The organism is Ditibartonella apihabitans, assembly GCF_002007485.1.
Classification (GTDB): Bacteria; Pseudomonadota; Alphaproteobacteria; order Rhizobiales; family Rhizobiaceae; genus Bartonella; species Bartonella apihabitans.
The window spans coordinates 1727583-1751176 of the sequence record NZ_CP015820.1 but is presented as its reverse complement, the minus strand read 5'-3'; the positions used below and the strand labels follow the sequence as shown (position 1 = coordinate 1751176).

General features: G+C 44.6%; 15 protein-coding genes, 1 tRNA gene and 1 pseudogene. 13 read left to right on the top strand and 4 right to left on the bottom strand.

The window, feature by feature from the left end:
- The first annotated feature begins 86 nt into the window (after nucleotides 1-86).
- Together ypfJ and BBC0178_RS07895 are read left to right on the top strand one after the other, a co-directional pair.
- Entirely contained in the window at nucleotides 87-986 is a 900-nt protein-coding gene (gene ypfJ / locus BBC0178_RS07900) for a KPN_02809 family neutral zinc metallopeptidase (RefSeq protein WP_078039751.1), read from the top strand.
- A gap of 443 nt (nucleotides 987-1429) precedes the next feature.
- Nucleotides 1430-2719, top strand: coding sequence for a TCR/Tet family MFS transporter (locus tag BBC0178_RS07895; RefSeq protein WP_078039750.1), 1290 nt, complete (start codon nucleotides 1430-1432; stop codon nucleotides 2717-2719).
- Nucleotides 2720-3231: 512 nt separating this feature from the next.
- Here BBC0178_RS07895 and carA read toward each other — a convergent pair.
- Complete coding sequence (gene carA, locus BBC0178_RS07890; RefSeq protein ID WP_078039749.1) at nucleotides 3232-4428, bottom strand: glutamine-hydrolyzing carbamoyl-phosphate synthase small subunit; 1197 nt, start codon at nucleotides 4426-4428, stop codon at nucleotides 3232-3234.
- Between the two features lie 259 nt (nucleotides 4429-4687).
- Here carA and BBC0178_RS07880 point away from each other — a divergent pair, with 259 nt between their 5' ends.
- The gene (locus tag BBC0178_RS07880) at nucleotides 4688-5140 is read left to right on the top strand and encodes a GatB/YqeY domain-containing protein (RefSeq protein ID WP_078039747.1); all 453 of its coding nucleotides are present in this window, start codon (nucleotides 4688-4690) and stop codon (nucleotides 5138-5140) included.
- Between the two features lie 163 nt (nucleotides 5141-5303).
- Here the strand turns inward: BBC0178_RS07880 and BBC0178_RS07875 are convergent, their stop codons facing one another.
- Nucleotides 5304-5555 carry a GlsB/YeaQ/YmgE family stress response membrane protein gene (locus tag BBC0178_RS07875; protein WP_077972078.1) on the bottom strand — a complete coding sequence of 84 codons (252 nt, stop codon included), beginning with the start codon at nucleotides 5553-5555 and terminating at the stop codon, nucleotides 5304-5306.
- 415 nt (nucleotides 5556-5970) lie between these two features.
- On the opposite strand from BBC0178_RS07875, the pseudogene dnaG reads away from it, so the two are divergent.
- The 4 genes and pseudogenes from dnaG (at nucleotide 5971) to BBC0178_RS07855 (ending at nucleotide 11256) form a co-directional block, all read left to right on the top strand.
- Nucleotides 5971-7901, top strand: a pseudogene (dnaG, locus tag BBC0178_RS07870) (DNA primase).
- A gap of 403 nt (nucleotides 7902-8304) precedes the next feature.
- Nucleotides 8305-10329 (top strand): RNA polymerase sigma factor RpoD, encoded by a 2025-nt coding sequence (gene rpoD / locus BBC0178_RS07865; RefSeq protein ID WP_078039746.1) that lies wholly within the window; start codon nucleotides 8305-8307, stop codon nucleotides 10327-10329.
- Between the two features lie 66 nt (nucleotides 10330-10395).
- A complete protein-coding gene (locus tag BBC0178_RS07860) occupies nucleotides 10396-10686 on the top strand; it encodes an HlyU family transcriptional regulator (RefSeq protein ID WP_077972072.1) in 291 nt (96 codons plus the stop codon).
- 117 nt (nucleotides 10687-10803) lie between these two features.
- On the top strand, nucleotides 10804-11256 hold the full coding sequence (locus BBC0178_RS07855; RefSeq protein WP_078039745.1) for a YcgN family cysteine cluster protein: 453 nt from the start codon (nucleotides 10804-10806) through the stop codon (nucleotides 11254-11256).
- Between the two features lie 511 nt (nucleotides 11257-11767).
- Here BBC0178_RS07855 and BBC0178_RS07850 read toward each other — a convergent pair.
- A complete protein-coding gene (locus BBC0178_RS07850; RefSeq protein WP_078039744.1) occupies nucleotides 11768-12502 on the bottom strand; it encodes an SIMPL domain-containing protein in 735 nt (244 codons plus the stop codon).
- Nucleotides 12503-12654: 152 nt separating this feature from the next.
- Here BBC0178_RS07850 and BBC0178_RS07845 point away from each other — a divergent pair.
- The 5 genes from BBC0178_RS07845 to BBC0178_RS07825 all read left to right on the top strand — a co-directional run bounded on the left by BBC0178_RS07845 (nucleotide 12655) and on the right by BBC0178_RS07825 (nucleotide 20362).
- Nucleotides 12655-12731, top strand: a tRNA-Ile gene (locus BBC0178_RS07845).
- A 651-nt stretch (nucleotides 12732-13382) separates the two neighbouring features.
- Nucleotides 13383-16133 (top strand): class I SAM-dependent DNA methyltransferase, encoded by a 2751-nt coding sequence (locus BBC0178_RS07840; protein WP_078039743.1) that lies wholly within the window; start codon nucleotides 13383-13385, stop codon nucleotides 16131-16133.
- Between the two features lie 105 nt (nucleotides 16134-16238).
- Nucleotides 16239-18293: a DEAD/DEAH box helicase gene (locus tag BBC0178_RS07835; RefSeq protein WP_078039742.1), complete on the top strand. Its 2055-nt coding sequence runs from the start codon at nucleotides 16239-16241 to the stop codon at nucleotides 18291-18293.
- Nucleotides 18293-19483 carry a GIY-YIG nuclease family protein gene (locus BBC0178_RS07830; RefSeq protein ID WP_078039741.1) on the top strand — a complete coding sequence of 397 codons (1191 nt, stop codon included), beginning with the start codon at nucleotides 18293-18295 and terminating at the stop codon, nucleotides 19481-19483. Before BBC0178_RS07835 ends, BBC0178_RS07830 begins: the two co-directional genes overlap by 1 nt.
- 681 nt (nucleotides 19484-20164) lie before the next feature.
- Nucleotides 20165-20362 carry a hypothetical protein gene (locus tag BBC0178_RS07825; RefSeq protein ID WP_078039740.1) on the top strand — a complete coding sequence of 66 codons (198 nt, stop codon included), beginning with the start codon at nucleotides 20165-20167 and terminating at the stop codon, nucleotides 20360-20362.
- A 430-nt stretch (nucleotides 20363-20792) separates the two neighbouring features.
- Here the strand turns inward: BBC0178_RS07825 and BBC0178_RS07820 are convergent, their stop codons facing one another.
- Entirely contained in the window at nucleotides 20793-21425 is a 633-nt protein-coding gene (locus tag BBC0178_RS07820; protein ID WP_078039739.1) for a YrbL family protein, read from the bottom strand.
- 652 nt (nucleotides 21426-22077) lie between these two features.
- Here BBC0178_RS07820 and BBC0178_RS07815 point away from each other — a divergent pair.
- Nucleotides 22078-23520, top strand: coding sequence for an NAD-dependent succinate-semialdehyde dehydrogenase (locus tag BBC0178_RS07815; RefSeq protein WP_078039738.1), 1443 nt, complete (start codon nucleotides 22078-22080; stop codon nucleotides 23518-23520).
- Nucleotides 23521-23594: the final 74 nt, after the last annotated feature.

The window sequence follows — 23594 nt, the reverse complement described above, 5'->3', positions numbered from 1 at the left end:
TTTTGCTTTACTATGGATGAGAGCCTTCTCTTCTTGGAGGAAGAAGCTATATGCTCTCGAATAAATAAGCACTGGGAGTGAGGCTTATGCGGTGGGAAGGTGGCAGACAAAGCGACAATATCGAAGATCGTCGCGGTGAAGAGAATAACGGTGCAAGTCCGGTTTTTCGAACAGGTTTGAGTGGCGTCGGTTTTGCCTTGTTGTCGCGTGGCGGTTTCACGGGAATTCTCATTCTTGTTGTTATTTTTCTAGGGCTCAGCTTCTTCGGCTATAGTCCGACACGTTTTCTATTCGGCGATGGAGCGCTGGTGAATGAACATAGAGCGCCATTTGGCGCAGCAAAAGCGCCGCTTCAAACCAATGACCGGCGCAGCCTTTTTATTGCAACGGTTCTTGCCGAAACAGAAGATACGTGGGGCGAGATTTTCTTCCACCACAATGCCAAATATAAGCCACCGATCCTTGTGCGTTTTACCGGCGCTATCGATTCGCCATGCGGGCTTGCAACCGCGGCCGCCGGCCCTTTCTATTGTCCTGCCGATCAAAAGCTTTATCTTGATGACGAATTTTTCGACAAATTGGCAACCCATTTTAAAGCACCGGGGGAATTTGCCCAAGCCTATGTCATTGCCCATGAAGTCGGCCATCACGTACAAAATTTAACCGGTGTTCTCGACCGGATGAATAAGAGGAGGGCAAGCGCCGATACGTCGACTGCCAATGCACTTTCGGTAAAAATTGAATTGCAGGCCGATTGTTATGCCGGTGTGTGGGCGCATTCAACCGAGGATGACGGACTATTGGAAGAAGGTGATATCGGCTATGCATTGAATGCAGCGGCAAAAATCGGTGATGATACATTACAAAAACGGACGCACGGATATGTTGTGCCTGATAGTTTCACTCATGGAACTTCTGCACAACGCGTCAATGCTTTCAAAACCGGTTACCAATTGGGAAAAATGGAATCATGTGACGGATTTTAAAAAATCCACGTTTGAGAGATTTCGTGAAGTTGAAAGACTTTATATCCAGTATTTTTGCGCTGTCTCCTAGACGTGGTCGTCATCATCCGGTTTTCGCATGCGCGTTCAAGGGTATCTCGTGTCTTTCATAAAGTGACCGGCATAAATTATGGGGCTGATGAAAATTGCAGGCAACCATCTTCCCCCGAAGGCGGGCTTTAAAACATTTTGGCGTGCACGCTTACGTTTTGTGCGTCGGCAAAAATGACGGTTAAAAACCGTCGGCAAACATGACCGTTTAACAAGACCAAAAATATTCAGGCAAATTTTGCCGGTTCAAGCATTTGAAAAGTCTTGATCGCTCCCAAAATAGTATAGAGAGTTCAGAGAGGCGCATTTTTTCCCTTTTCTATTTTTGCCAATAGTCCTATTAGCAATTTCTTGTAAAAGCATGGAAATTCGTCATGTCGCAAAGTCTCGATGCAAAATTTGTTCACAAGGGACTTGTTCTGGTCTTCATCACGCTGTTACTCGATATTATCGGCATTGCGATCATCGTGCCGGTTATGCCGGAATATCTAAGCCAATTGACCGGCGACAGTATCAGCCGGGCTTCGGTTGATGGCGGCATCCTGCTGATGGTCTATTCAACCATGCAGTTTCTCTTTGCCCCCTTTATCGGCAATCTTTCCGACCGTTTCGGACGCCGGCCGATTTTGCTTTTATCCATCATCACTTTTGCGATTGATAATTTTATCTGTGCCATTGCGTGGAGTTATTCCATGCTCTTTATCGGCAGAATTCTTGCCGGTGTCAGCGGCGCGAGTTTCTCCACCTGTTCGGCTTATCTCGCCGATATTTCGGATGATAACACAAGAACACGCAATTTCGGGCTCATCGGCATTGCCTTTGGTGTCGGTTTCTTTTTAGGCCCGCTGATCGGTGGCGTTTTGGGCGAAATCGGCCCCCGCATGCCGTTTTATTTTTCAGCAGGACTTTCGCTCGTCAATTTTGTTTTTGCCATGTATATGCTGCCGGAAACTCTGCCTTTGTCATTGCGCCGCCCCTTCGAGATCAGACGGGCAAATCCGGTCGGTGCTTTGCTGGAATTGCGCCATTATCCCACTGTGCTTTGGGTGGCACTCGCCTTCTTCCTCTATTGGCTTGCCGAGGCGGTTTGGCCTTCAACTTTGGCTTTTATGGCCAAAGAACGTTATGGCTGGAGTGAATTTTCTATCGGTTTTGCTTATGGCGTTTTCGGCATCGGCCAATGCATCATAATGGGATTGCTCTTGCCTTATATGACAAGGCATTTAAGCAACTGGAAAATCTCGATGATCGGGCTTCTCTTCGCGCTCGTTGGCATGGTCGGTTATACCTTCGCCTTTGAAGGTTATATGCTTTATGTCGTTTACCTTTTTACTATGCCGGAATATATCGCCCATGTGCCAATGCGCTCTATTGCTTCCTCCCAAGTTCCAGCCAATGCGCAAGGTGCTCTTCAAGGCGCTTTGACATCAATAACCTCGATTACGTCGATGATCGGGCCGGTATTCTATACGTCGATTTTCAGCTATTTCACGAGCGATAGTGCGCCGTTCAAATTTGCCGGTGCCCCTTGTGCAACCGCATTTTTCGTGTTGCTCGCAACAACACTGGTTTTCGGCTTTTTTGTTCGCGAAGACAAAAGCCCGCGCTTAACGACATATGAACTTGTGAGAGATCACGAGAACCAAAAAGCACAAGACAGCTAATCGGGTTAAAAACAACCTTGAAAATTCCAGAAACCGCTAGAAATATCGCAATCAATTTCCGGAAGTTTCAAAGGCTTTTATCTATGTCTGAAAAACGGCAATAGTCTTATCTCTGGAAAAACTCGAAGCAAATCTCGACTTTTTTTAAAGGCGGAAACGTTTGTTGGAAATAGCGGGAGCGCCGGATTATAAAAAATTAACACCCGTTAAACACGTAAAACACGGCAAAATGCGAAACGGAAAATGCACTGTGCTGCAATGGCATTTAATTGGAGCGCTTTAACGCTTCACGAGTTTTATTGTCCGAATTTAGTTCCCTTTTAACAGTATAGGGTTTGAAGGTGACAATTGGAATGGGAAAGAACAGGGAGTGAACGCTGCTTTTTATGGCCTTTCCGTTAAAAACGGCAAAACAATATTACCGAAAACATTATTGAATATGAAAAAACCCGCTTTTTAGCGGGTTTTTAATCATTTTAAATCTGTTGGAAAGCCAATCGGCAAGCGGCCAATTACGCCGCTTTCTTATGTTCGCGGATCATCTTTGCAAATTGCTGGAAGAGATAATGGCTATCTTGTGGTCCCGGCGAAGCCTCGGGGTGCTGTTGCACCGAAAAGACCGGCTTGCCGACAAGCCTGATACCACAGTTTGAACCGTCAAACAGCGAGATTTGCGTTTCTTCGACACCTTCGGGAAGGGTTTTTGCGTCAACTGCAAAACCGTGGTTCATGGATACAATTTCCACCTTGCCGGTTTCTTTATCCTGTACCGGATGGTTGGCACCGTGATGCCCCTGATGCATTTTGACAGTTTTTGCACCCATTGCCAAAGCAAGCAATTGGTGACCAAGGCAAATGCCGAACATCGGAATGCCTGTCTCGACGAGTTTTCTAATCATCGGAACAGCATATTCGGCTGTTGCAGCAGGGTCACCCGGGCCATTCGACAGGAAAATACCATCAGGATTCAAAGCCAAAATTTCTTCAGCTGTGGTTTTTGCAGGAACGACGGTGACACGGGCTTCAAGTCCGGCAAGAAGCCGCAGAATATTGCGCTTTACGCCATAATCGACGGCAACAATATGAATGTCTTTCGTTTTTTCATGGCCATAGCCTTCATTCCATACCCATGGCGTTTCATCCCATTCGGATGATTGGCCTTCGGTTACGTCCTTTGCAAGGTCAAGCCCGACCAAGCCGCTCCATTTGCGGGCGCGCTCTTTCAAAGCCTCGACATCAAAAACACCGTTCTTGTCATGGGCAATCACCGCATTGGAAAGGCCTTTTTCACGAATAAGCGAGGTCAAGGCACGTGTATCAATGCCGCAAAGGGCAATAATGCCGCGTTGGGACAGCCATTTGTCCAGACCTTCTGCGGCACGATAATTCGATGGGTGGGTAATATCTGCTTTGAAAATTGCCCCCACAGCACCATGGCGTTGAGCCGGTGTCAGATCTTCTATATCTTCGGCATTGGCGCCGACATTGCCAATATGCGGGAAAGTAAATGTTACAATCTGGCCGGTATAGGAAGGATCGGTGAGGATTTCCTCATATCCGGTCATAGCAGTATTGAAGCAGACTTCAGCTTCAATGGAACCTGTTCTACCCAAACCTTTACCTTCAATGACGGTTCCGTCTGCTAATACCAAAAGCGCAGTGGGTTTCGTGGTGCCCCAAGGTAAAGTCGTTTTTGTTGTATTAGTCATCGCTCACTCTCAATTAAACGTTGGTTTAAAACGGCGCGTTTATTGTTCGCACTAAAAAGCCGCAAGCAAATGGCATCTGCTGGGCGTTCGAGTTTTCCAATCTTCGGCTAAGGTTTGTGATATAGGAGCTTTGATCGGTAAGGTAAAGAGCAATAGAAGTCTTTTTCATGGCTTTTTCCATTATTTTTAATGCTTTCCATTGCATGAGGGGCGGCGATTTTGTAGACCAAGACAAATTTCCACAGGAGGGAACAGAATTATGTTGCGTGATGACATTAACAATGCGTTGAAAACTGCTATGAAGGACCATGATAAAGCCCGGCTTTCAACCCTTCGTCTTATCAATGCAGCCGTCAAAGACCGCGATATTGCCAATCGGGGAGAAGGCAAACCCGCCGTTGACGACACCGAATTACAATCCATTCTCGCGAAAATGATCAAACAGCGCGAGGAGTCGGTCAAGCTCTATAATGAGGGCGGACGGCCCGAACTTGCAAAAGCCGAAAGCGACGAAATTGCGGTTATCCGCGAGTTTTTGCCGCGTCAGCTTGATGAAAACGAAGTTCAAAAAGCAATTGCCGAGGGGCTTGAAGCAACCGGTGCGGAAAGCTTGCGTGATATGGGCAAGGTTATGGCATGGCTCAAAGAACGCTATAACGGCCAGATGGACTTTGCAAAAGTTGGCAGCACCATTCGCGAAAAACTGAAATAGTTCGAGCGCTTTCAAGCCGGTTGGAAAATCAGCCGGAGTTTAGAACGCACTTTATAAAAGGCACCTTGTTTGAAGGTGCCTTTTTTCATGTTTCCCTAAAAATCCCGAATGATCGGAACGGAACAATCAGCCCGTTCCAAACGGGGGTAAACAGAATAAAATTTTACGAGCGTATCAGCCGGCCAAGCCAGATAAGAATGCAGGCGCCGATAAAGCCGGAAATCAGATAGCCAAAACCGCCGGCGAAAGTAACGCCGAAAAGACTGAATATAAAACTGGCGAGCGATGCGCCGACAATACCAAGAATGATATTCACAATAAGGCCGGTGTTGCTTTTCATAAATGTTTTTGCTGCCCAGCCAGCCAATCCGCCAATGATGATAGCGGCAATCCAACCTACACTTGCGTCCTGCATAAATATCTCCTTTAATCGGAATGAAATTTAATGAAAAAGGGTAGGGCGGGGGTTTTCTTCTTCAAGTGTCTTGAATCTTTCTTCTTGCCTTAAAGCCCGTTTTGGCAAAAGTGCAGTGGCAAATGAAAAAATCAGAGAAGAGAATTAAAAAAAACAGGTTGATGCAGTTTTGACCGGTCACGCTGATTTTATTTTTCTTCTGGAGCAGCAGGATAAAGCAAACATTTTTCTGAAAGCTGAAAGGCATAAAAGTTATAATGAAATGGGTATTTCCTAAAGAGCGGGCGAATTTTCATTCTCTGCCTTTTGATTTCATTTTAAAACAAATGCTTAACCGTCTTTAAAGTCGGGGTGTTTAATTTAATTGCAACAATGTTTAAGTTAATAGGACTGGAACCGGAGACGACGAAAAGTAATGCGTTTTTCACCCGATTTTCTTGACGAAATTCGTGCACGCCTGCCAATTTCAACAGTGGTTGGCCAGAGGGTGAATTTCGACCCGAAAAAAAGCAATGTTTCGCGTGGCGATTTCTGGGGCTGCTGCCCGTTCCATGGCGAAAAAACGCCAAGCTTCCATTGCGAAGACCGGAAAGGCCGATACCATTGCTTCGGTTGTGGGGCAAGCGGCGATATCTTCACTTTTGTGACCGAGATTGACGGTATTCCTTTTCCTGAAGCTGTCGAGCGTTTGGCAAATCAGGCCGGTGTCCGGATGCCGGCACGTGACAAGGATGCCGAGAGACAGGAAAAGATCAAAAAAGACCTTTATGATGTCATGGCCCTTGCGGCGAGCTTTTTTAAAAGCAAGTTGAAATCACAGGAGGGAAACCTCGCCCGCAGCTATCTTGAAGGGCGGCAAATGCCCAAAGCAATGATGGACCGCTTTCAGATCGGTTTTGCGCCGGATGCGCGCAATGTTTTGAAGGATGCACTGATTGCTAAGGATATTTCATTAAAACAGATGGAAGATTGCGGGCTGGTTGTTGCTGCAGAAGATGGCTCGGCACCATATGACCGGTTCAGAAACCGCATCATGTTTCCGATTGCCGATTTGCGCGGGCGCATTGTTGCCTTTGGCGGGCGCGCCATGGACAAGAATGTGCGGGCAAAATATCTGAACAGTCCGGAAACAGTGCTCTTCCATAAAGGCAAAATGCTTTATAATGCCGCTACGGCCAGAAAAGCCGCACAGCCGAAAGCGCAAGAAGACGCCAAGCCGATCTATGTTGTTGAAGGTTATATGGATGTGATTGCTATGGCCAAAGCCGGTGTCGACACTGCTGTTGCACCCCTTGGCACAGCTTTGACCGAAGACCAGATTGGGCTTTTATGGCGCATGACACCTGATCCGGTTTTCTGTTTTGATGGTGACGAGGCGGGAGTTCATGCAGCATTTCGGGCAGCAGAGCGCATTTTGCCAATTTTGAAAGCCGGTGTTTCTGCCCGTTTTATTCTATTGCCCGATGGTAAAGACCCTGATGATATTGTGAAAACAGGGGGATCGGATAGTTTGAAAGTCGAACTATCAAAATCAATTCCCCTTGCCGAACTTTTGTGGCGCAAATACACATTCGGCCAGCAATTCGAAACGCCGGAAGCGCGTGCGGCTCTCGAGCGCGAGATTAAGTCGGTTATTTTCACAATCAAGGATGAAAGTTTACGGCATTATTATTTACAGGATTTGCGCGACCGGTTGCGCAATCTGTTTCGTCCGGCTTTTTTCAAGAATAATGGTAAGAATTATCGTGGTAACCGGAATGCGAACACTATTGGCGGCGGCCCCAGCCCCAATTTGGCCAATTCCAATCTGGTCAAAAATTCGTCGAGTTTCATTCCCTTGCGGGAAGCGGCAATATTAATGACCTTGGCTTCCCATCCCGAGCTATGGTACGAGGATTTTGAAACTTTGGCAAAGCTTGAGCTGCAAAATCCGGCACTTATCGGCCTTCATCGTGCTATGCTTGAAATTATGGGTGAATGGCAACCGAATGATGCCGATGCCATGATGAAGCTGTTGAAACAAAAGGGGCAGGAGCAAATCCTCAACCGGATCCACAGCATGCTGAAAAATCTCGGATTTCGCTGTGCTTTTGCGGAAGCACCGATTGAAGACGCAAGAGAAGCTTAAAAGCAGGCTGTCTACTTGCATCTGCGTGCACATAACCTACATAAGAGGTTGCGTGACATTGAAGCCGAGCTTTTGGAAAAATCGGATAGCGGGATGTTACCCTTTTGGGCGATGTCAAGGCAGAACTTGAAAAGACTGAGGCTGTTGAGGCTTTGATCGATGGTTTTGGACGGTGGAAAGAAGACGAATCAGACCGGAATGAGTCGGAAAATCAATAATGATTCGCTTTTTGTCTGCGAATCAGCCACGAAAGCCCAGTGTGCTAGAATTGGCTTGGATAATCGGGTTAAAGAAACAATCAGGTTAAAGAAAGAGTGAGATTTAGCGGGCGGGGGTTTTCTTTAGCGATGAAAAGGCGGCAGTGCAAGAGCTATGGCGCAATGGAACATTTTGAAAGAGTGGTGTTGAAGAACAATCATATGGAGCAAGGACGTTATCTTGCAAAGAAATAACCAACATTAATCTTTTTAAAAATTAACGGCTTTACAAGATTGCAATCCAATAAGCCGTAAGTATTGGCGGAAATTCAAGCCAGATGGAATGGCTGTAAGTGCAGAATGAGTAGAAAGTTGCAAACACAATGAATAAATGTGCGATGTGGCTGAGCGGAGTTAACACGGAATGGCAACAAAGGTAAAACAGACAGAAAATGCAGAGACCGAGCGCGAGGTTAGCGGCGATGGTCCTCTTTTGGATCTGTCCGATGATGTCGTAAAGAAACTGATCAAGACTGCGAAGAAGCGCGGCTTTGTTACGATGGACGAATTGAACGCTGTTCTTCCTTCAGAAGAGGTGACTTCCGAGCAGATCGAAGACACAATGGCCATGTTGTCGGACATGGGCATCAATGTTGTGGAAGATGACGAAGAGGCTGAAGCAGAAGCTGCAACCGAGGAAGAAGAAACTTCCGAAGGTGGCGAACTGGTAGAATCTGGCGGTCGTGCTCTTGCAACCACATCAAAGCGCGATCAGAACGACCGGACAGATGATCCGGTGCGTATGTATTTGCGTGAAATGGGTGCTGTCGAGCTGTTATCGCGCGAAGGCGAAATAGCCATTGCCAAGCGTATTGAAGCCGGTCGCGAGACAATGATTGCAGGCTTGTGTGAAAGCCCGCTCACATTTCAGGCGCTCATTATCTGGCGTGAAGAACTCAATGAACAACGCATTCTGCTGCGTGAAATTATCGATCTTGAAACCACTTATGCAGGACCTGAAGCAAAACAGGCTCCGGTCATCGAACATATCGAGGATTTGAAGCCCAAGGAGGAAGCTCCCAAACGTGTGGTTCACGATGATGATGACATAACCGATGTCGGCGGCGAAACCATCGAGCCGGATGAAGATGACGAAGATGACGATGAAAACAATCTGTCGCTTGCAGCGATGGAAAACGAGCTTCGTCCGCAAGTTATGGAAACTTTGGACTTCATCGCGGATACTTACGCAAAATTGCGTAAATTGCAGGATCAGCATGTAGAAAGCAGTCTCGCCGACCACGACGAAGGCGCGCTGTCTCCTGCGCAAAAGAAAAAATACAAACAGCTCAAGGATGATCTGGTCAAAGCTGTCAAATCATTGTCACTTAACCAGAACCGTATCGAAGCGCTGGTCGAACAACTCTATGACATTAATAAACGTCTGGTAAAAAGCGAAGGCAAGTTGAAACGTCTTGCCGATTCCTATGGTGTTGGACATGAGGAATTCCTGAAACAGTATCAGGGTCGCGAAATGGACTCCGATTGGGTCAATTACATTTCCACATTGCCCGGTCATGGCTGGAAGGAATTTGCCACCAGAGATGCCAAAACCATTCAGGAATTGCGTAGTGAAATCCAGATGCTGGCGCAAGAAACGGCGATTTCGATCGGCGAATTCCGCCGTATCGTCAATCAGGTCCAGAAGGGCGAACGCGAAGCAGCCATTGCCAAAAAGGAAATGGTGGAAGCCAATCTGCGTCTCGTTATTTCGATTGCCAAGAAATATACCAATCGCGGTTTGCAATTTCTTGATCTTATTCAGGAAGGCAATATCGGCCTGATGAAGGCTGTCGATAAATTCGAATATCGTCGTGGTTACAAATTTTCCACTTATGCAACATGGTGGATACGTCAGGCCATTACCCGTTCGATTGCCGATCAGGCTCGTACAATCCGTATTCCGGTTCATATGATCGAGACGATCAACAAAATCGTGCGTACTTCACGCCAGATGTTGCATGAAATCGGGCGTGAGCCGACACCGGAAGAATTGTCGGAAAAACTTGCAATGCCGCTTGAAAAAGTGCGCAAGGTTCTGAAAATTGCCAAAGAGCCGATTTCTCTTGAAACACCTGTTGGTGATGAGGAAGATTCACATTTGGGTGATTTTATCGAAGACAAGAATGCGCTATTGCCAATCGATGCCGCCATTCAGGCAAATTTGCGTGATACGACTACACGTGTTCTTGCCTCTCTCACCCCTCGTGAGGAACGTGTTTTGCGTATGCGCTTCGGCATCGGCATGAATACCGATCATACTTTGGAAGAGGTCGGCCAACAGTTTTCGGTTACCCGTGAACGTATCCGCCAGATCGAAGCAAAAGCATTGCGCAAGCTCAAACATCCGAGCCGTTCACGCAAGTTGAGAAGTTTTCTCGATTCTTAAGATTTATGCAAAAGGCACGAAATCTTGCGGTTTCGTGCCTTTCCGTTTTTCAAGCAAGGACAAACCATGTCATTTTTGCAGAGACTTTTTGGTAAATCTCCAAGCACTTCGAGTGAAAAATCAGAAATTGACGGCGGCCAGACCGAATATAAAGGCTTTATCATTTCTGCGACGCCTTACAAAAATGAAGGCCAGCTCCAGAGTTGCGGCGTTATTTCAAAAACCGTCAATGGCGAGACCAAGAGTTACCGGTTCATTCGTGCGGACCGTTTTACCAATCTCGATGATGCTGTTGCCATGATTCACATCAAAGGCCGCCAGATTATCGACGAGCAGGGTGAACGGATTTTCGAATAATAGCCGGTTTTCAGTGTCTCTAATGGCTTGCATTTGTCTTGAGACGAAAAGCCACGCACTGTTTTCGGTCTGTCAGGGCAACAAGCTTCAAATAAAAGCCGGATAAAAGAATGTCGCATGGACAAGCTTCCATTCTATAAAACAAAATTGTTGGAGCAAATGACGCCGGAAGAATGGGAAAGTCTTTGCGATGGTTGCGGGCTTTGCTGTTTGCAAAAGCTCGAGGATGAAGACACTGGCGACATATATGTCACCTCTGTCGCTTGCCGGTTGCTTGACGCGAAAACCTGCCAATGTAGCGATTATCAGAATCGCAAGTCCATTGTTCCCGATTGCCTTTACCTTGACATTGAAATGGTGCGCTCGGTGCGCTGGTTGCCGGAAACCTGCGCCTATAAGCTGGTTGATGAAGGAAAAGATTTGCCTTCCTGGCATCACCTTGTTTCGCATGACAAGGAAAGCGTGCACAAAGCCCATATTTCCGCTCGCGATAAAATTCTCGTTCATGAAGACGACCTTAACTCGGACGAAGATTATCTTGATTACATCATCGGCCCGATTAACGGCTGAGGTTTGGGAATTCGCAGGCGCTTATTTTTCCATTTGCTCGTCAGGACAGGCCTTTAAAGAAACGCCAGAGATACGACGTAAAATCGTGATCGCGGATAATAACGGCAACAATTGGCCGTTAAAACGAGGATTTCTTGAAGCCGTAACATACCTGCCGAAATTTTCATGCGCGAACCGGAAGCGTTCCGAGGCCTACCCTTTCAAAACCTGTAAGAAGACGAACCCCTTTGTCTGCGAACGTTTGTGAAGTTCTCAGGCACGAAAAATTTTCGAAGACCAATCTCGTCTCGAATGCCACTCCTCTTTATGGTGCGCTTCACAAGTGACGCGTGTCCCTGTCCGGTAAGGTTGATGTCATAGTCTCACGCTTCATAGTCTCTCGCTTGCAAACGTTCTACCAAATTGACCGGTGAGACCTAGCCACAGATTGACCCTATGGCCGTTTTGGCTTCCCGATGAGATGCTATGTCGAGAAATAAACAATAAAGAACAGCGTCAGAAGCGGTTCCAATTATTGTTCGATCGCAAATGTCATTGTCACATTGACCTTGTAATCAAGTTCGCCGGAAGAAAAATTTGTTTCATTCCGATATGCTGTGGCACTTGCACTCATAAGTCGAGGCATCATCATATTGCCTGAGTTATCTTCAGCAATGGTAATGACATTTCCAAGTTTTACATTTGCGCTTTCAGCCAAAGTTTTGGCCTTGGCTATGGCCTCTGCGACGGCTTTTTTCCTTGCATTTATAAGGTAAGGCTTAGTATCTGCATTTGTAAACGTAATACCGTTCACAGAATTGACGCCCAACTTCATCGCTTCATCAAAAATCTTGCCGGCCTTGTTTATATCGCGCACACGCACGCTCAAACTATTGGAAACACGATAAAGAGGCGTATTTGCCTTTTTGTTTTTTTCGTTTTCCTCAACACGGTAAATAGAAAGCCCCGAAGTCATCAGATCGGCATTTTCGATACCATCTTTCTTAAAGGCATCAAGAACCTTGTTCATTGTTCCATTATTGGCATTCAGTGCAGAATCGGCAGTTTCCCCCTCGGTCTCGACTGCAAGGTTGATAATGGCAATATCGGGTTTTGCCTGTTCGTCTCCGCTTGCCTGAACAACAATGACAGGTTCTGTTTTATTCACGTTTTGCGCATGAAGAGCAAGTGGCGAAGTGACACACAAAAAGGCGGCACATGCAGCAATCATTTCGGCGTTGCGGGGGAAAATACGGGACACTGTCATTTACTCCTCATTTTCAATAAGTCTCTGTCTTTTAGATAGAGTTTTGCGGGCAAGATAAAAGCTTCAATCGTTAAAATTTTCAAAAAGGTGAATAAGTTGACACGGGGGCACTTGTGTTGACGAAATTTTTAGGTTATTGCGGGGCTTCCGTGGGGCCTGTAGCTCAATTGGTTAGAGCCGGCGGCTCATAACCGCTTGGTTGGGGGTTCGAGTCCCTCCGGGCCCACCACCTTCTGTTTATTCCCATAACATTTTGTTTTTACGACCTTATTTTTAAGGCGGGGAGACAGAGATTCATATTTTGCCCTCTTTTGTAATTTGCCAGTGGCCTGCGTTTTGCTGTGCCACAAATTGGGGAGCAAATTTCGACACACGAACCAAAATTGGGTTTTACACGCCTCACATACAGAACGGAAAAAAGCGTAGCTGATAAAACAACATTATTATGATATTTTGCTGAAACTCGGTTTAAATTCTTTAATTCAAAAAAATAACTTTAGCCTCACATAAACAGTGTTGATACAAATTTATAGGTGAATGGATTTGTGAAGGTTCAGCGAAAACCAATGTGTTTCTTATTATCAGATGGAACAATATGTGATGGATGACAAAAAACAGAGATTCAGATAGAAATATCGAGAGATGGCTAATTTGGGATTCAATTCGTTATCGTGCTTATTGCCATTGCCAGAAGAGAAATGACATTTAGCATTTTTGGAAAGCGTAGAGCTTGAAATAGAATTACTCAGGATTTCCATTTACAAAAATGTCAATATGCCGCTATCTACGGGCGTTAATAATATAGATTATTGTGGTAAGAAATTGCTACATCCCGCAAACTGTAGAAGACGCGTTTGAGTAGATAAGAAGAGTTAGTTGAATGAACCCCGTTGAAATTGAACAAGCAGTTGAAGAGCTGTCACAAGCACCATTCGACAGGGAAGAGTTTGCTTTTTCTTTTCTTGAAGCCTTCGGCAATAAGGAAACCACGATTAAAAAATTGCGCAGTGGTTCAACCAACAGTTCCGATGTGGAAAACGGTGTTTTACAACGCAACAATATCCATATTGCAACAGCCAATAACGGTGAAGTGGAAGCCGCGTTTCAAGCGCTAAAACAAAGCCCTAAAACCATTGCGGGCAAAGTTAAATTCATACTTGCTACAGACGGTGACACCTTTAACGCTGAGGATTTGACGTCGAGCGAAATCGTTGTTGGTAACTTTCAAGAATTGGCTGACCATTTTGGCTTTTTTTTAGGGCTTGCCGGTATTTCCACTCTGAAGGAAATCAAGAATAACCCTATTGACGTGAAAGCAACTGGTCGCCTTAACAAGCTTTATATTGAACTGTTGAAAGATAACCCTGATTGGGGCACGGATGCCCGTCGGCATGACTTAAACCATTTTATGGCGCGGCTGATCTTTTGTTTTTTTGCCGAAGATACGGATATTTTTAATGGTAGCGGGCTTTTTACCAATTCAGTCCAACAGATGAGCGCCAGGGATTCGTCTGACACGCATGTCATCATTCAAAAAATATTTGAAGCGATGAACATCAAGATTAGTGAGAGAAAAACCGAACATGTTGCACCTTTTGCCAACGTGTTTCCCTATGTTAATGGCGGGCTTTTTGCGGGCAATCTTGAAGTCCCGCATTTTTCGCGCATTGCCCGATCATATCTAATAGCGGCAGGAAATCTTGATTGGCAAAGGATTAATCCTGATATTTTTGGTTCAATGGTGCAGGCCATTGCTGAAGAGGGTGAACGTAGTCATTTGGGCATGCATTACACATCGGTGCCTAGTATACTAAAAGTGTTGAACCCACTATTTTTGGATGACCTGCGGGAAAAATTGCAGGAGGCAGGTGATAATTCACGAAAATTGTTGAATTTGCGTAATCGTATAGCGCGCATTCGCGTCTTCGACCCGGCCTGTGGGTCGGGCAACTTTTTAGTGATTGCTTATAAACAAATGCGTGAAATAGAGGCCGAAATTAATAGAAGGCGCGATGAAAGCGGGCGCAAAAGCCAAATACCGCTTACCAATTTTCGTGGCATTGAATTGCTTGATTTTCCGGCCGAAGTGGCACGTTTGGCGCTGATTATTGCTGAATATCAATGTGATGTGCTCTACCGTGGGCAGAAGTTGGCTTTAGCAGAGTTTTTGCCACTTGATGCCCAAAACTGGATCACTTGTGCCAATGCACTGCGGGTGGATTGGTTAAGCGTTTGCCCATCCACCGGTACCACTGTGAAATTGCGAGGTGATGATTTATTTAAAACACCATTGGAACAACCACAGATTAATTTTGAAAATGAAGGTGGTGAAACCTATATTTGCGGCAACCCGCCTTATGTTGGCAGCACATGGCAATCCGCAGAACAAAAGGCAGATATGAAAGCCATTTTTGGTGCTCGCGCAAAAAATTGGAAATCTTTAGATTATGTTGCATGTTGGTTTTTAAAAGCGGCCGATTATGCAAAACATAGTGAGACACAAAGTGCCTTTGTGTCGACCAATTCTATCTGTCAAGGGCAACAGGTGCCTATTTTATGGCCACTTTTGTTTAAGGAAGGGCGCGAAATTGCCTTTGCCTATACATCCTTCAAATGGTCTAACCTTGCCAGCCACAATGCCGGTGTTACGGTAGTAATTGTGGGGCTTGCCGAAAAAAATAAGCGTCAACCTATGCTTTACGAAGAAAGTACCGATGGCACGCCCATTGCCCGTCAAGTGCCGCATATCAACGCTTATCTCGTAGCGGCAGGTAATGTGATTGTGGAAAAGAGATCAAAACCATTATCTAATTTGAGTATTATGGATTATGGCAATAAACCCTATGACGGCGGCTATTTATTGTTGTCCACACAACAAGTTGAAGAACTTCAACTAAAAGACGCCAGATGTAAGAAATTTATTTATCCATTTTATGGTTCATCAGAGTTTATAAGAGGTGAATTAAAATATTGTATTTGGATTCCCGATAATCAGTTAAGTGACGCTTTGCAGGTTAAAGAAATTAAGAAGCGAATTTCATGTGTCGAAAAGACACGCTTGGCTAGCAGTAACCCGAGCGCTCATTTATTAGCTAAAAATCCCCATAGATTTCAAGGACATAAAAAAGCAGTAAAAAGTTCTATAATTGTTCCACGTGTCAGTTCGGAACACAGGGATTACCTCCCTATAGGGCTTGTTCAAAGTAATATTATAATTGGCGACAGAAACTTCGCACTTTATGATGCGCCATTATGGAATATGGCGCTGATAGCATCACGCTTGCATTGGGTATGGATTGGCACAGTTTGTGTGCGAATGAGAACGGATTTTTCTTACTCCAATACACTTGGCTGGAATACCTTTCCCGTGCCAGAATTGACAAAGCAAAACAAGGCAGATTTGACAAAAGCAGCAGAAGATATTTTGCTGGCGCGCGAGGCCCATTTTCCTGCAACCATTGCTGACCTTTATAATCCGGAGACTATGCCGGATGACCTGCGCAGAGCGCATGACCGCAATGATGAAATTTTGGAACGCATTTATATTGGCCGGCGCTTTAAAAACGACACCGAACGGTTGGAAAAACTGTTTGAAATGTACACAACAATGACGAAAAAACTAAAACATTGAAATGTTCATGCATTATGTTTTTGTTATAAAAGTTGATCCACACTTTCATATTATGAAAGGTGCTAAGTGTTTTGGAATATATTTCATAAATAGGGGAGCTTTATAATGGATGCCAAAAAATTTGTACCCGCCGTACAGGTGCGCATGGCGCATAATGGCATTTCCAAAAAAGCCAATGAATTTGGCATGCTACCCATGCAGGAGCGTGCCTATAACATGCGTGGAGAACAATATTTGCTCATCAAATCGCCCCCCGCATCTGGTAAATCCCGCGCTTTGATGTTTATCGCTCTCGACAAACTTTATAATCAAGGTATCAAAAAAGCCATCATCTGTGTGCCAGAGCGTTCCATAGGCGGGTCTTTTGCAAATCAGCCTTTGTCTAAATATGGCTTTTTCACCGACTGGGTCGTAGAGCCGCGATGGAACCTTTGCAATGCGTCGGGTTCTGAAACATCGACATCCAAGGTTAAAGCAGTCGGCGAATTTTTGGAAAGTGAAGATAGGATTCTCATCTGCACACATGCGACATTTCGTTTTGCTTTTGACAATGAAGGTGTTGCTGCTTTTGACAATTGTATGATTGCCATTGACGAATTCCACCACGTTTCGGCAGACAGTGAAAACAACCGGTTGGGTGCGCAATTACGCGAATTGATTGCCCGTGACAGTGCGCATTTGGTGGCTATGACGGGCTCATATTTTCGGGGTGATTCAGTACCGGTGCTCTCGCCTGAAGACGAAGAAAAATTTGCTTCTGTTACGTATACTTATTACGAACAGCTAAACGGCTATGAATATTTGAAAGAGCTTGATCTTGGCTATTATTTTTATACGAATGGCTATCTTGATGCGATTATGGATGTTCTGAATCCGGATGAGAAAACGATTGTCCATATTCCCAATGTTAATTCGCGAGAAAGCACCAAGCGAGGCAAAAATACTGAGGTTGAAGATATTTTGACAGCGCTTGGGACATGGCTTGGCGTGGATGAAAAGACAGGCTTTCAACTAGTTAAACGGCCTGATGGTCGCATTTTAAAAATAGCCGATCTGGTTGATGATGATCCTTTAAAGCGCAACCTCGTTGTTTCCTCATTAAAAAATCCCGAACAAACGAATAACCGCGATTATGTCGACATTATTATTGCTTTGGGCATGGCCAAGGAAGGTTTCGACTGGATATGGTGTGAACATGCTTTGACAGTTGGCTATCGCTCGAGCCTGACAGAGGTTGTGCAAATTATTGGTCGCGCCACTCGCGACGCACCTGGAAAAAGCAAAGCTCGTTTTACCAACCTTATCGCACAACCGGATGCTGCTGACGAACAAGTGCATGAGGCGGTCAATGACACTATAAAAGCCATTGCGCTTTCATTGTTGATGGAACAAGTTTTGGCACCACGCTTCAATTTTACCGCAAAGCAAAAGGGGCCAATTGAAGGGTTCGATTATGGTGAAGATGGTTACAGTACCGATAAGCCTAATGTCGGCTTTAACGAATCTTCCGGTCAGTTTCATATTGAACTCAACGGTTTAATTGAACCCAAAAGTCCTGAAGCAAAGCGCATCGTTGCAGAAGATTTAAACGAGCTTATTGCCGATTTCGTTGCCGATAAGACGGCAATCGGTCAAGGACTGTTTAATAATGATATTATACCGGAAGAATTGACGATCGGACGGATGGGAAAAATTGTCAAAGATCGTTATCCAAATGAGGATCCAGAAGATCAGGAGGCTATCCGGCAAGCTGCTATAGCAGCGTTCAATCTCGTCCAGCAAAGCAAGAAACATATTGCCGAGCAGACTGGGGCAGCAAATGACCTGCCCGCTAATACTGCATTCGTTGACGGCGTGCGTAAATATGTGCTTGATGTCCGGAATCTCGATATTGACCTCATCGACCATATCAACCCGTTTGAGGAAGCTTATGCTATTTTATCCAAGACCATGAATGAAAAAACTTTGAAGACCGTGTCTGAGATTGTTGCGGCCAAGAAAATCAATTTAACTTATGATGACGCACGCGCTTTGGCAGAACGTGCCTTGAAATTCAAGGAGGAAAGAGGCCGTTTGCCAAGTATAACAGCGCAAGACCCGTGGGAAAAGCGCATGGCCGAGGGTGTTGCCTGGCTCGCCAGAAATAAGGCAAAAAGCTGATGAATAAACTCTCTGATGATGAACTTCTTGCAGCTCTAGGGGTTGAAAGGGAAGAAGACAAACAAAAAACATATAGTGCTGTAGAAGAGCGGGTGATTGCCGGCTTTGAAGATATTGTACGTTTTTTTGATGAACATGGGCGCGTACCGCGTCATGGAGAACAAAACGACATATTTGAACGGCTCTATGCTGTTCGACTAGACAGGCTATGCGAGGATGCTCATTGGCGTGAGTTTTTGCTTCCCTTTGATGAGTATCACCTTTTGGATGAAACATCCTTTGAGAAAATAGAAACAATAAAACTTGATGATGATGCTTTATTGACTGAGCTTGGCGTTGAACCACCATCTGAAGATAGTATTGAAAATCTACGCTATGTTCGCCCATACGCGGAAAAAACACAGCCTGAAGAAATTGCAAGCCGTAAGCCGGTTGCCGATTTTGGTGAGTTTAAGCCGCTTTTTGATGCCGTACAAAGAGATTTGGCAAATGCTGTGCGAAAACAAGACCCTTTCAACGAGATGCAGAAATCCGCAAAGGAGATTTTTTTTATTCTTTATGGGCAATTAGCATATGTCGCAGAGCTTGGTAAGCCTTTCATCACTGAATATGGACGCCCGGATCGTCGCTCACGCGTGATATTTTCCAATGAAACAGAAAGTGATCTTTTACTTCGTTCATTGCAACGTGCTCTTTACAGAGATGAGACTTCACGCCGTATAACCGAACCGGAGGCTGGGCCACTGTTTAGTGGCGAGATTGAAGCTGATGATCTTGCAAGTGGGACGATTTATGTTTTGCGTTCAAATTCTCAGTTTCCGTTGATTAAGCAAAACCGCAATATGATCCACAAAATCGGCGTAACAGGTGGTTCGGTCGAGAAGCGGATAGCTGATGCTAAACATGATCCGACTTATCTAATGGACGATGTTGAGATTGTAGCGACCTATGAACTTTATAATATCAGTCGAACAAAGACAGAAAAACTATTGCATAGGGTTTTTCGTAAGGCTCAATTTGATGCAAAAATTATTGACCGTTTTGGAAAAGCCATCTACCCGAGAGAATGGTTTTTGGTACCATTGCCTATCATAGATGAAGTGATAGAGAAGATTAGAGATAAGTCTTTGCCGAATTATGAATATGAGCCTCAAGAAGGACGCTTGAAGCTAATAGACGAAGAAGATTAGTTATCTCTCAATATTTTAATGTTTGGCCGAGACTGGCTAGAAAACTTCGTTCTTGTGAATGGAGCTATGAGTTACAAACGGCATAAGCATGAAAAATGAAAGGTGTTAGTTTTAAGTGAGGATTTTGATGCCGAATTTTTATAGCTTAGTATTTTTAATCAGATTGAGTTTTGCTTTAGGTGATAAGGTTCCAGCCTAGCCATAAAAGTCCAAATTTTATTATTGCTGGTATCCGACGCCAGTTTAATGCACCGTTTCATCGCCTATAGACCTTCACGACAAACAAATTTCTTATAAAAAATTTTGTTAAAGGTGGCGATATAGTCTCATGGGTAAATAGAGGGACGGTTTTTCGTTTTATTCCGTCAGTTCCGGTTGATATATCTGAACATTTTTATTAGGCAAATTTGCTGTTCTACCCATTTTTTTTTACGCTCTCAAATGCCGAAAGTTTTGGGTTAGGCGGCGTTTTTTAAAAAACAAAATAAATTTTGTTATAGGCGAGAAAAGTCTCAATTAGTGTGCTTCACAGGTAGATCGGAGCAAAGCTCTAATAGTTCAAAAACCGGTCTTAAAAACTCCGATTTTAAAAGCCGGTGACTCTCTTCATATTTGATTATGAAATCCTTGACTCTCGTTCTTGATGGGAACATCACAAACGTGCAAAAGGAGTGAGAAGAAGTGAGTGAAGTTAGACAAACAAACTATCAACAAGACGAAATCGACCATCTGATTGCTGATTATAATGGTGATGTAAAAACCTTGATTTCAAGGCTTCTGGACGAGCGTCAAATGCTCATCCGCCAAGTTGAAGTTGCTGCCTGTGCTATGTCATTCGGTTACGGGCGCGGTTGGAAACCGAAAATTCCTGTAAAATGAGTCTTTTGTATTTCCCCCTTTTTTGTTGCGTTGTGTTTTATTCAAAACCGCAAAATCCAGTTAAAATTTAGGGGTCAGTTTTTATAGAGCGCAGTGCCCGCCAATATCGGGCGCGCGCTCTTTTCTATTTTTCGTGATTGGCCATGTGGTCATTGCGACGTGATTTTGATTGGAAAAGCATATCACATCAAAAAATAATGACTGCGTAATCTCTGCCTGATGAAAGCGTTTTGGTTGTCGGTTTCGTAAGTTGGTTCTAACAATAAACAATCCCACTTGGCTGCTCATAGTTATGGATTATTTCCATAATTTGCCTGAAATGGTTGCTCAAAAACCGCCGGAGAAAATAGGCAGATACCAAATTCTGTTAAGCACTATGAATGAACATGCGAACAGAATGAAAAATGTCGAGAATTTGCTTCTTGCGCTATTATTTTCCGACAACTGAATCATAAAGATTGAGCTCATTGAGCATTTTATGAAGGCGTTTTCTGTTCTCTCTCCGGTTCAAAGAGCGGATATAGCTTCGCAAGTGTAAAATATTTCGTTCGCCTATACCGTCAATCATGACAAATTCATAATGATCGTCACGCCAGGATAGAACCATATTGTCGGTATGAAAACTTGTGAGAACAACAGGTGAAGTTTCTGCCCATTGGCTCAGATCTTTCAACTCGCCTATATAATTGCTAATCTTGTCACCAATTTCATGAATGGTTTTTGCCGGTGAACCATCTTTGTCTTTTTCGATTTCGCAAACCATTCCCCAACCAAGATCGGTTCGTACGATTCCCGATGTTGTCAAAATATGCGGAGTTCTGAGATTGGTATCGAAGTTCAGCCGCATAGTTTCGAGAAATTCGAAGATGTTATAGACGTTTTCGCGTAACGGTTTGAAACGTTTTTTAAATGCGTTGTATTTTTCATATTTTTCGGCCCATCTGTGTCGAACAATTTTGATAATCAGATCGGGATTTTGCGGATGCTGAAAGATAACCCGGTGGCGACCATTGTCAAACAAGGGCGTGGTATTTTTCAGTTCGACAATGCCGGATATTTTCAATTATGTTCGCCTGTCTGCCAATTTGCCAATGGGGTTCAATGCTGATTAAGTTGGTCAAACTCAACGTTATAATATTTATCATTTTTAATAAATAGAAATACTTGTGCAGTTTCGTATTTATTTCGTTATTCGGCAAGTTTTATGAAAAACCGGAAACGGCGACGAACGACTGAAAAATCAAAGTAAATGCTGGAAAACCTGAAAAAGGGGTAGTTAGCCAAAAACCGGTCAAGGCAAGTTTTATGCTCTCAATAGAAGGTTATCTTTTAATTCGATATTCGTTCCGGTATTAATGTTGAGGAAACTCTGTGTGGTGGAGTTTATTTCAGAAGTGGAGCCGTTGGATTTTGTTTTTTACCGGACATCCGGTAGCAAGAAAATACAAGGAAAAAATCTTTTTTAAGTAGATCGGTTGTGCGGATAATTTGTTCTTCCGTTCCTCTTGAGGGGGCGGAAAAATCCGGTTGTTCCTTGATAGAAGGAGCGGTGACAAGACGAGTAATTTATTAATATGTAAACAATCTATTGAACGGTCCTGTCCTTGCTCTTTATAAAGAATACACCTACGTTAATTACGAAATAGCTTGTTTTCCCGTGGAAGCTTAAGGCCCGAGAAAACCGGAAGCGTGTTGGGTTCAGGAGGAATAGATAAATGAAACTTTCAGATAAAGAGCTGTTGAAAGACAAGTGCCTGATTGACGGCAAATGGCTTTCTGCAAAAAGCAATGAAACAATCGCCGTTACCAACCCGGCAGATGGCGCGGTGGTTGGTCATGTGCCTTCACTTTCCGCTGGCGAAGTTGAAAAAGTCATTGAGGCTTCAAATGCAGCACTCGAAAAATGGCGAATAAAAACAGCTTCCGAGCGGTCGCAAATCCTGCGCAAATGGTTTGACCTCATCATTGCAAACGCCGATGATCTGGCTATGATTATGACAAGCGAGCAAGGTAAACCTTTGAAAGAAGCACGCGGCGAAATTGTTTACGCTGCCTCCTTTGTCGAGTGGTTTGCTGAAGAAGCCAAGAGGACTTACGGAGATACCATTCCTTCGCCTCAGCACAAACAACGTATTACTGTCATCAAACAACCTGTCGGGGTAACGGCAGCGATTACACCGTGGAATTTTCCTGCTGCAATGATCACGCGCAAAGCCGCACCTGCACTTGCAGCAGGCTGTACGATGATTGTAAGGCCAGCCAGTCTAACACCGCTCACTGCTCTTGCCTTGGGCGAGCTTGCCAACCGCGCAGGAATACCGGCTGGTGTTTTACAGGTTATTACGGGTAAGTCGTCGACAATCGGTAAAGTGCTTACTGATAGCCATATTGTACGGAAACTGTCATTCACAGGTTCAACAGAAGTTGGGCGCACACTGATGGCCGAATGTGCACCGACGATCAAGCGTATTTCGCTTGAACTTGGCGGGAACGCACCTTTCATCGTGTTTGATGATGCAGATCTTGATGAAGCCGTTAAAGGTGCGATTGCATCGAAATATCGTAATGCCGGTCAAACCTGCGTTTGCGCCAACCGCCTTCTCGTTCAGGAAGGGGTTTATGATGCCTTTACCAAAAAACTCGAACAGGCAGTCAAGGCTTTGAAAATCGGCGATGGACTGAAACCCGGAACCGATATCGGGCCGATGATCGAAGAAAATGCATTGGAAAAGGTGGAAGAACATATCGCAGATGCGGTGAAGAAAGGCGGAAAGCTTGTTTATGGCGGTAAAAGACTAGGTGGTCTTTTTATTGAACCGGCGATTGTAACGGGTGTCACACAAGATATGCGTTTTGCGCATGAAGAAACATTCGGACCGGTTGCACCATTGTTTAAATTCAAAACAGAAGATGAAGCAATCCGCATGGCAAATGATACGATTTTCGGACTTGCAGCTTATTTTTATACGCGCGATTTCAGTCGTGCTGTCAGAGTGAGTGAAGCGCTTGAATATGGTATGGTCGGCCACAATACCGGTTTGATTTCCAATGAAGTTGCCCCGTTCGGAGGCGTTAAGCAATCCGGCCTCGGGCGCGAAGGTTCCAAATATGGAATAGAAGAATATATGGAAATCAAATATATATGCAGTGCTCTGTAAAAGTTGTTCTGCCCGGCACATAATTCAAGCATATGAAACGGGCTGCATTTGTTCTTATGTGGCTCGTTTAAAAA

Excerpts from the sequence above, each read along its gene's own strand:
- ypfJ (WP_078039751.1), top strand. The coding sequence starts at position 87 with ATGCGGTGGGAAGGTGGCAGACAAAGCGACAATATCGAAGATCGTCGC.
- BBC0178_RS07895 (WP_078039750.1), top strand. The coding sequence starts at position 1,430 with ATGTCGCAAAGTCTCGATGCAAAATTTGTTCACAAGGGACTTGTTCTG.
- carA (WP_078039749.1), bottom strand. The coding sequence starts at position 4,428 with ATGACTAATACAACAAAAACGACTTTACCTTGGGGCACCACGAAACCC.
- BBC0178_RS07880 (WP_078039747.1), top strand. The coding sequence starts at position 4,688 with ATGTTGCGTGATGACATTAACAATGCGTTGAAAACTGCTATGAAGGAC.
- BBC0178_RS07875 (WP_077972078.1), bottom strand. The coding sequence starts at position 5,555 with ATGCAGGACGCAAGTGTAGGTTGGATTGCCGCTATCATCATTGGCGGA.
- rpoD (WP_078039746.1), top strand. The coding sequence starts at position 8,305 with ATGGCAACAAAGGTAAAACAGACAGAAAATGCAGAGACCGAGCGCGAG.
- BBC0178_RS07860 (WP_077972072.1), top strand. The coding sequence starts at position 10,396 with ATGTCATTTTTGCAGAGACTTTTTGGTAAATCTCCAAGCACTTCGAGT.
- BBC0178_RS07855 (WP_078039745.1), top strand. The coding sequence starts at position 10,804 with ATGGACAAGCTTCCATTCTATAAAACAAAATTGTTGGAGCAAATGACG.
- BBC0178_RS07850 (WP_078039744.1), bottom strand. The coding sequence starts at position 12,502 with ATGACAGTGTCCCGTATTTTCCCCCGCAACGCCGAAATGATTGCTGCA.
- BBC0178_RS07840 (WP_078039743.1), top strand. The coding sequence starts at position 13,383 with ATGAACCCCGTTGAAATTGAACAAGCAGTTGAAGAGCTGTCACAAGCA.
- BBC0178_RS07835 (WP_078039742.1), top strand. The coding sequence starts at position 16,239 with ATGGATGCCAAAAAATTTGTACCCGCCGTACAGGTGCGCATGGCGCAT.
- BBC0178_RS07830 (WP_078039741.1), top strand. The coding sequence starts at position 18,293 with ATGAATAAACTCTCTGATGATGAACTTCTTGCAGCTCTAGGGGTTGAA.
- BBC0178_RS07815 (WP_078039738.1), top strand. The coding sequence starts at position 22,078 with ATGAAACTTTCAGATAAAGAGCTGTTGAAAGACAAGTGCCTGATTGAC.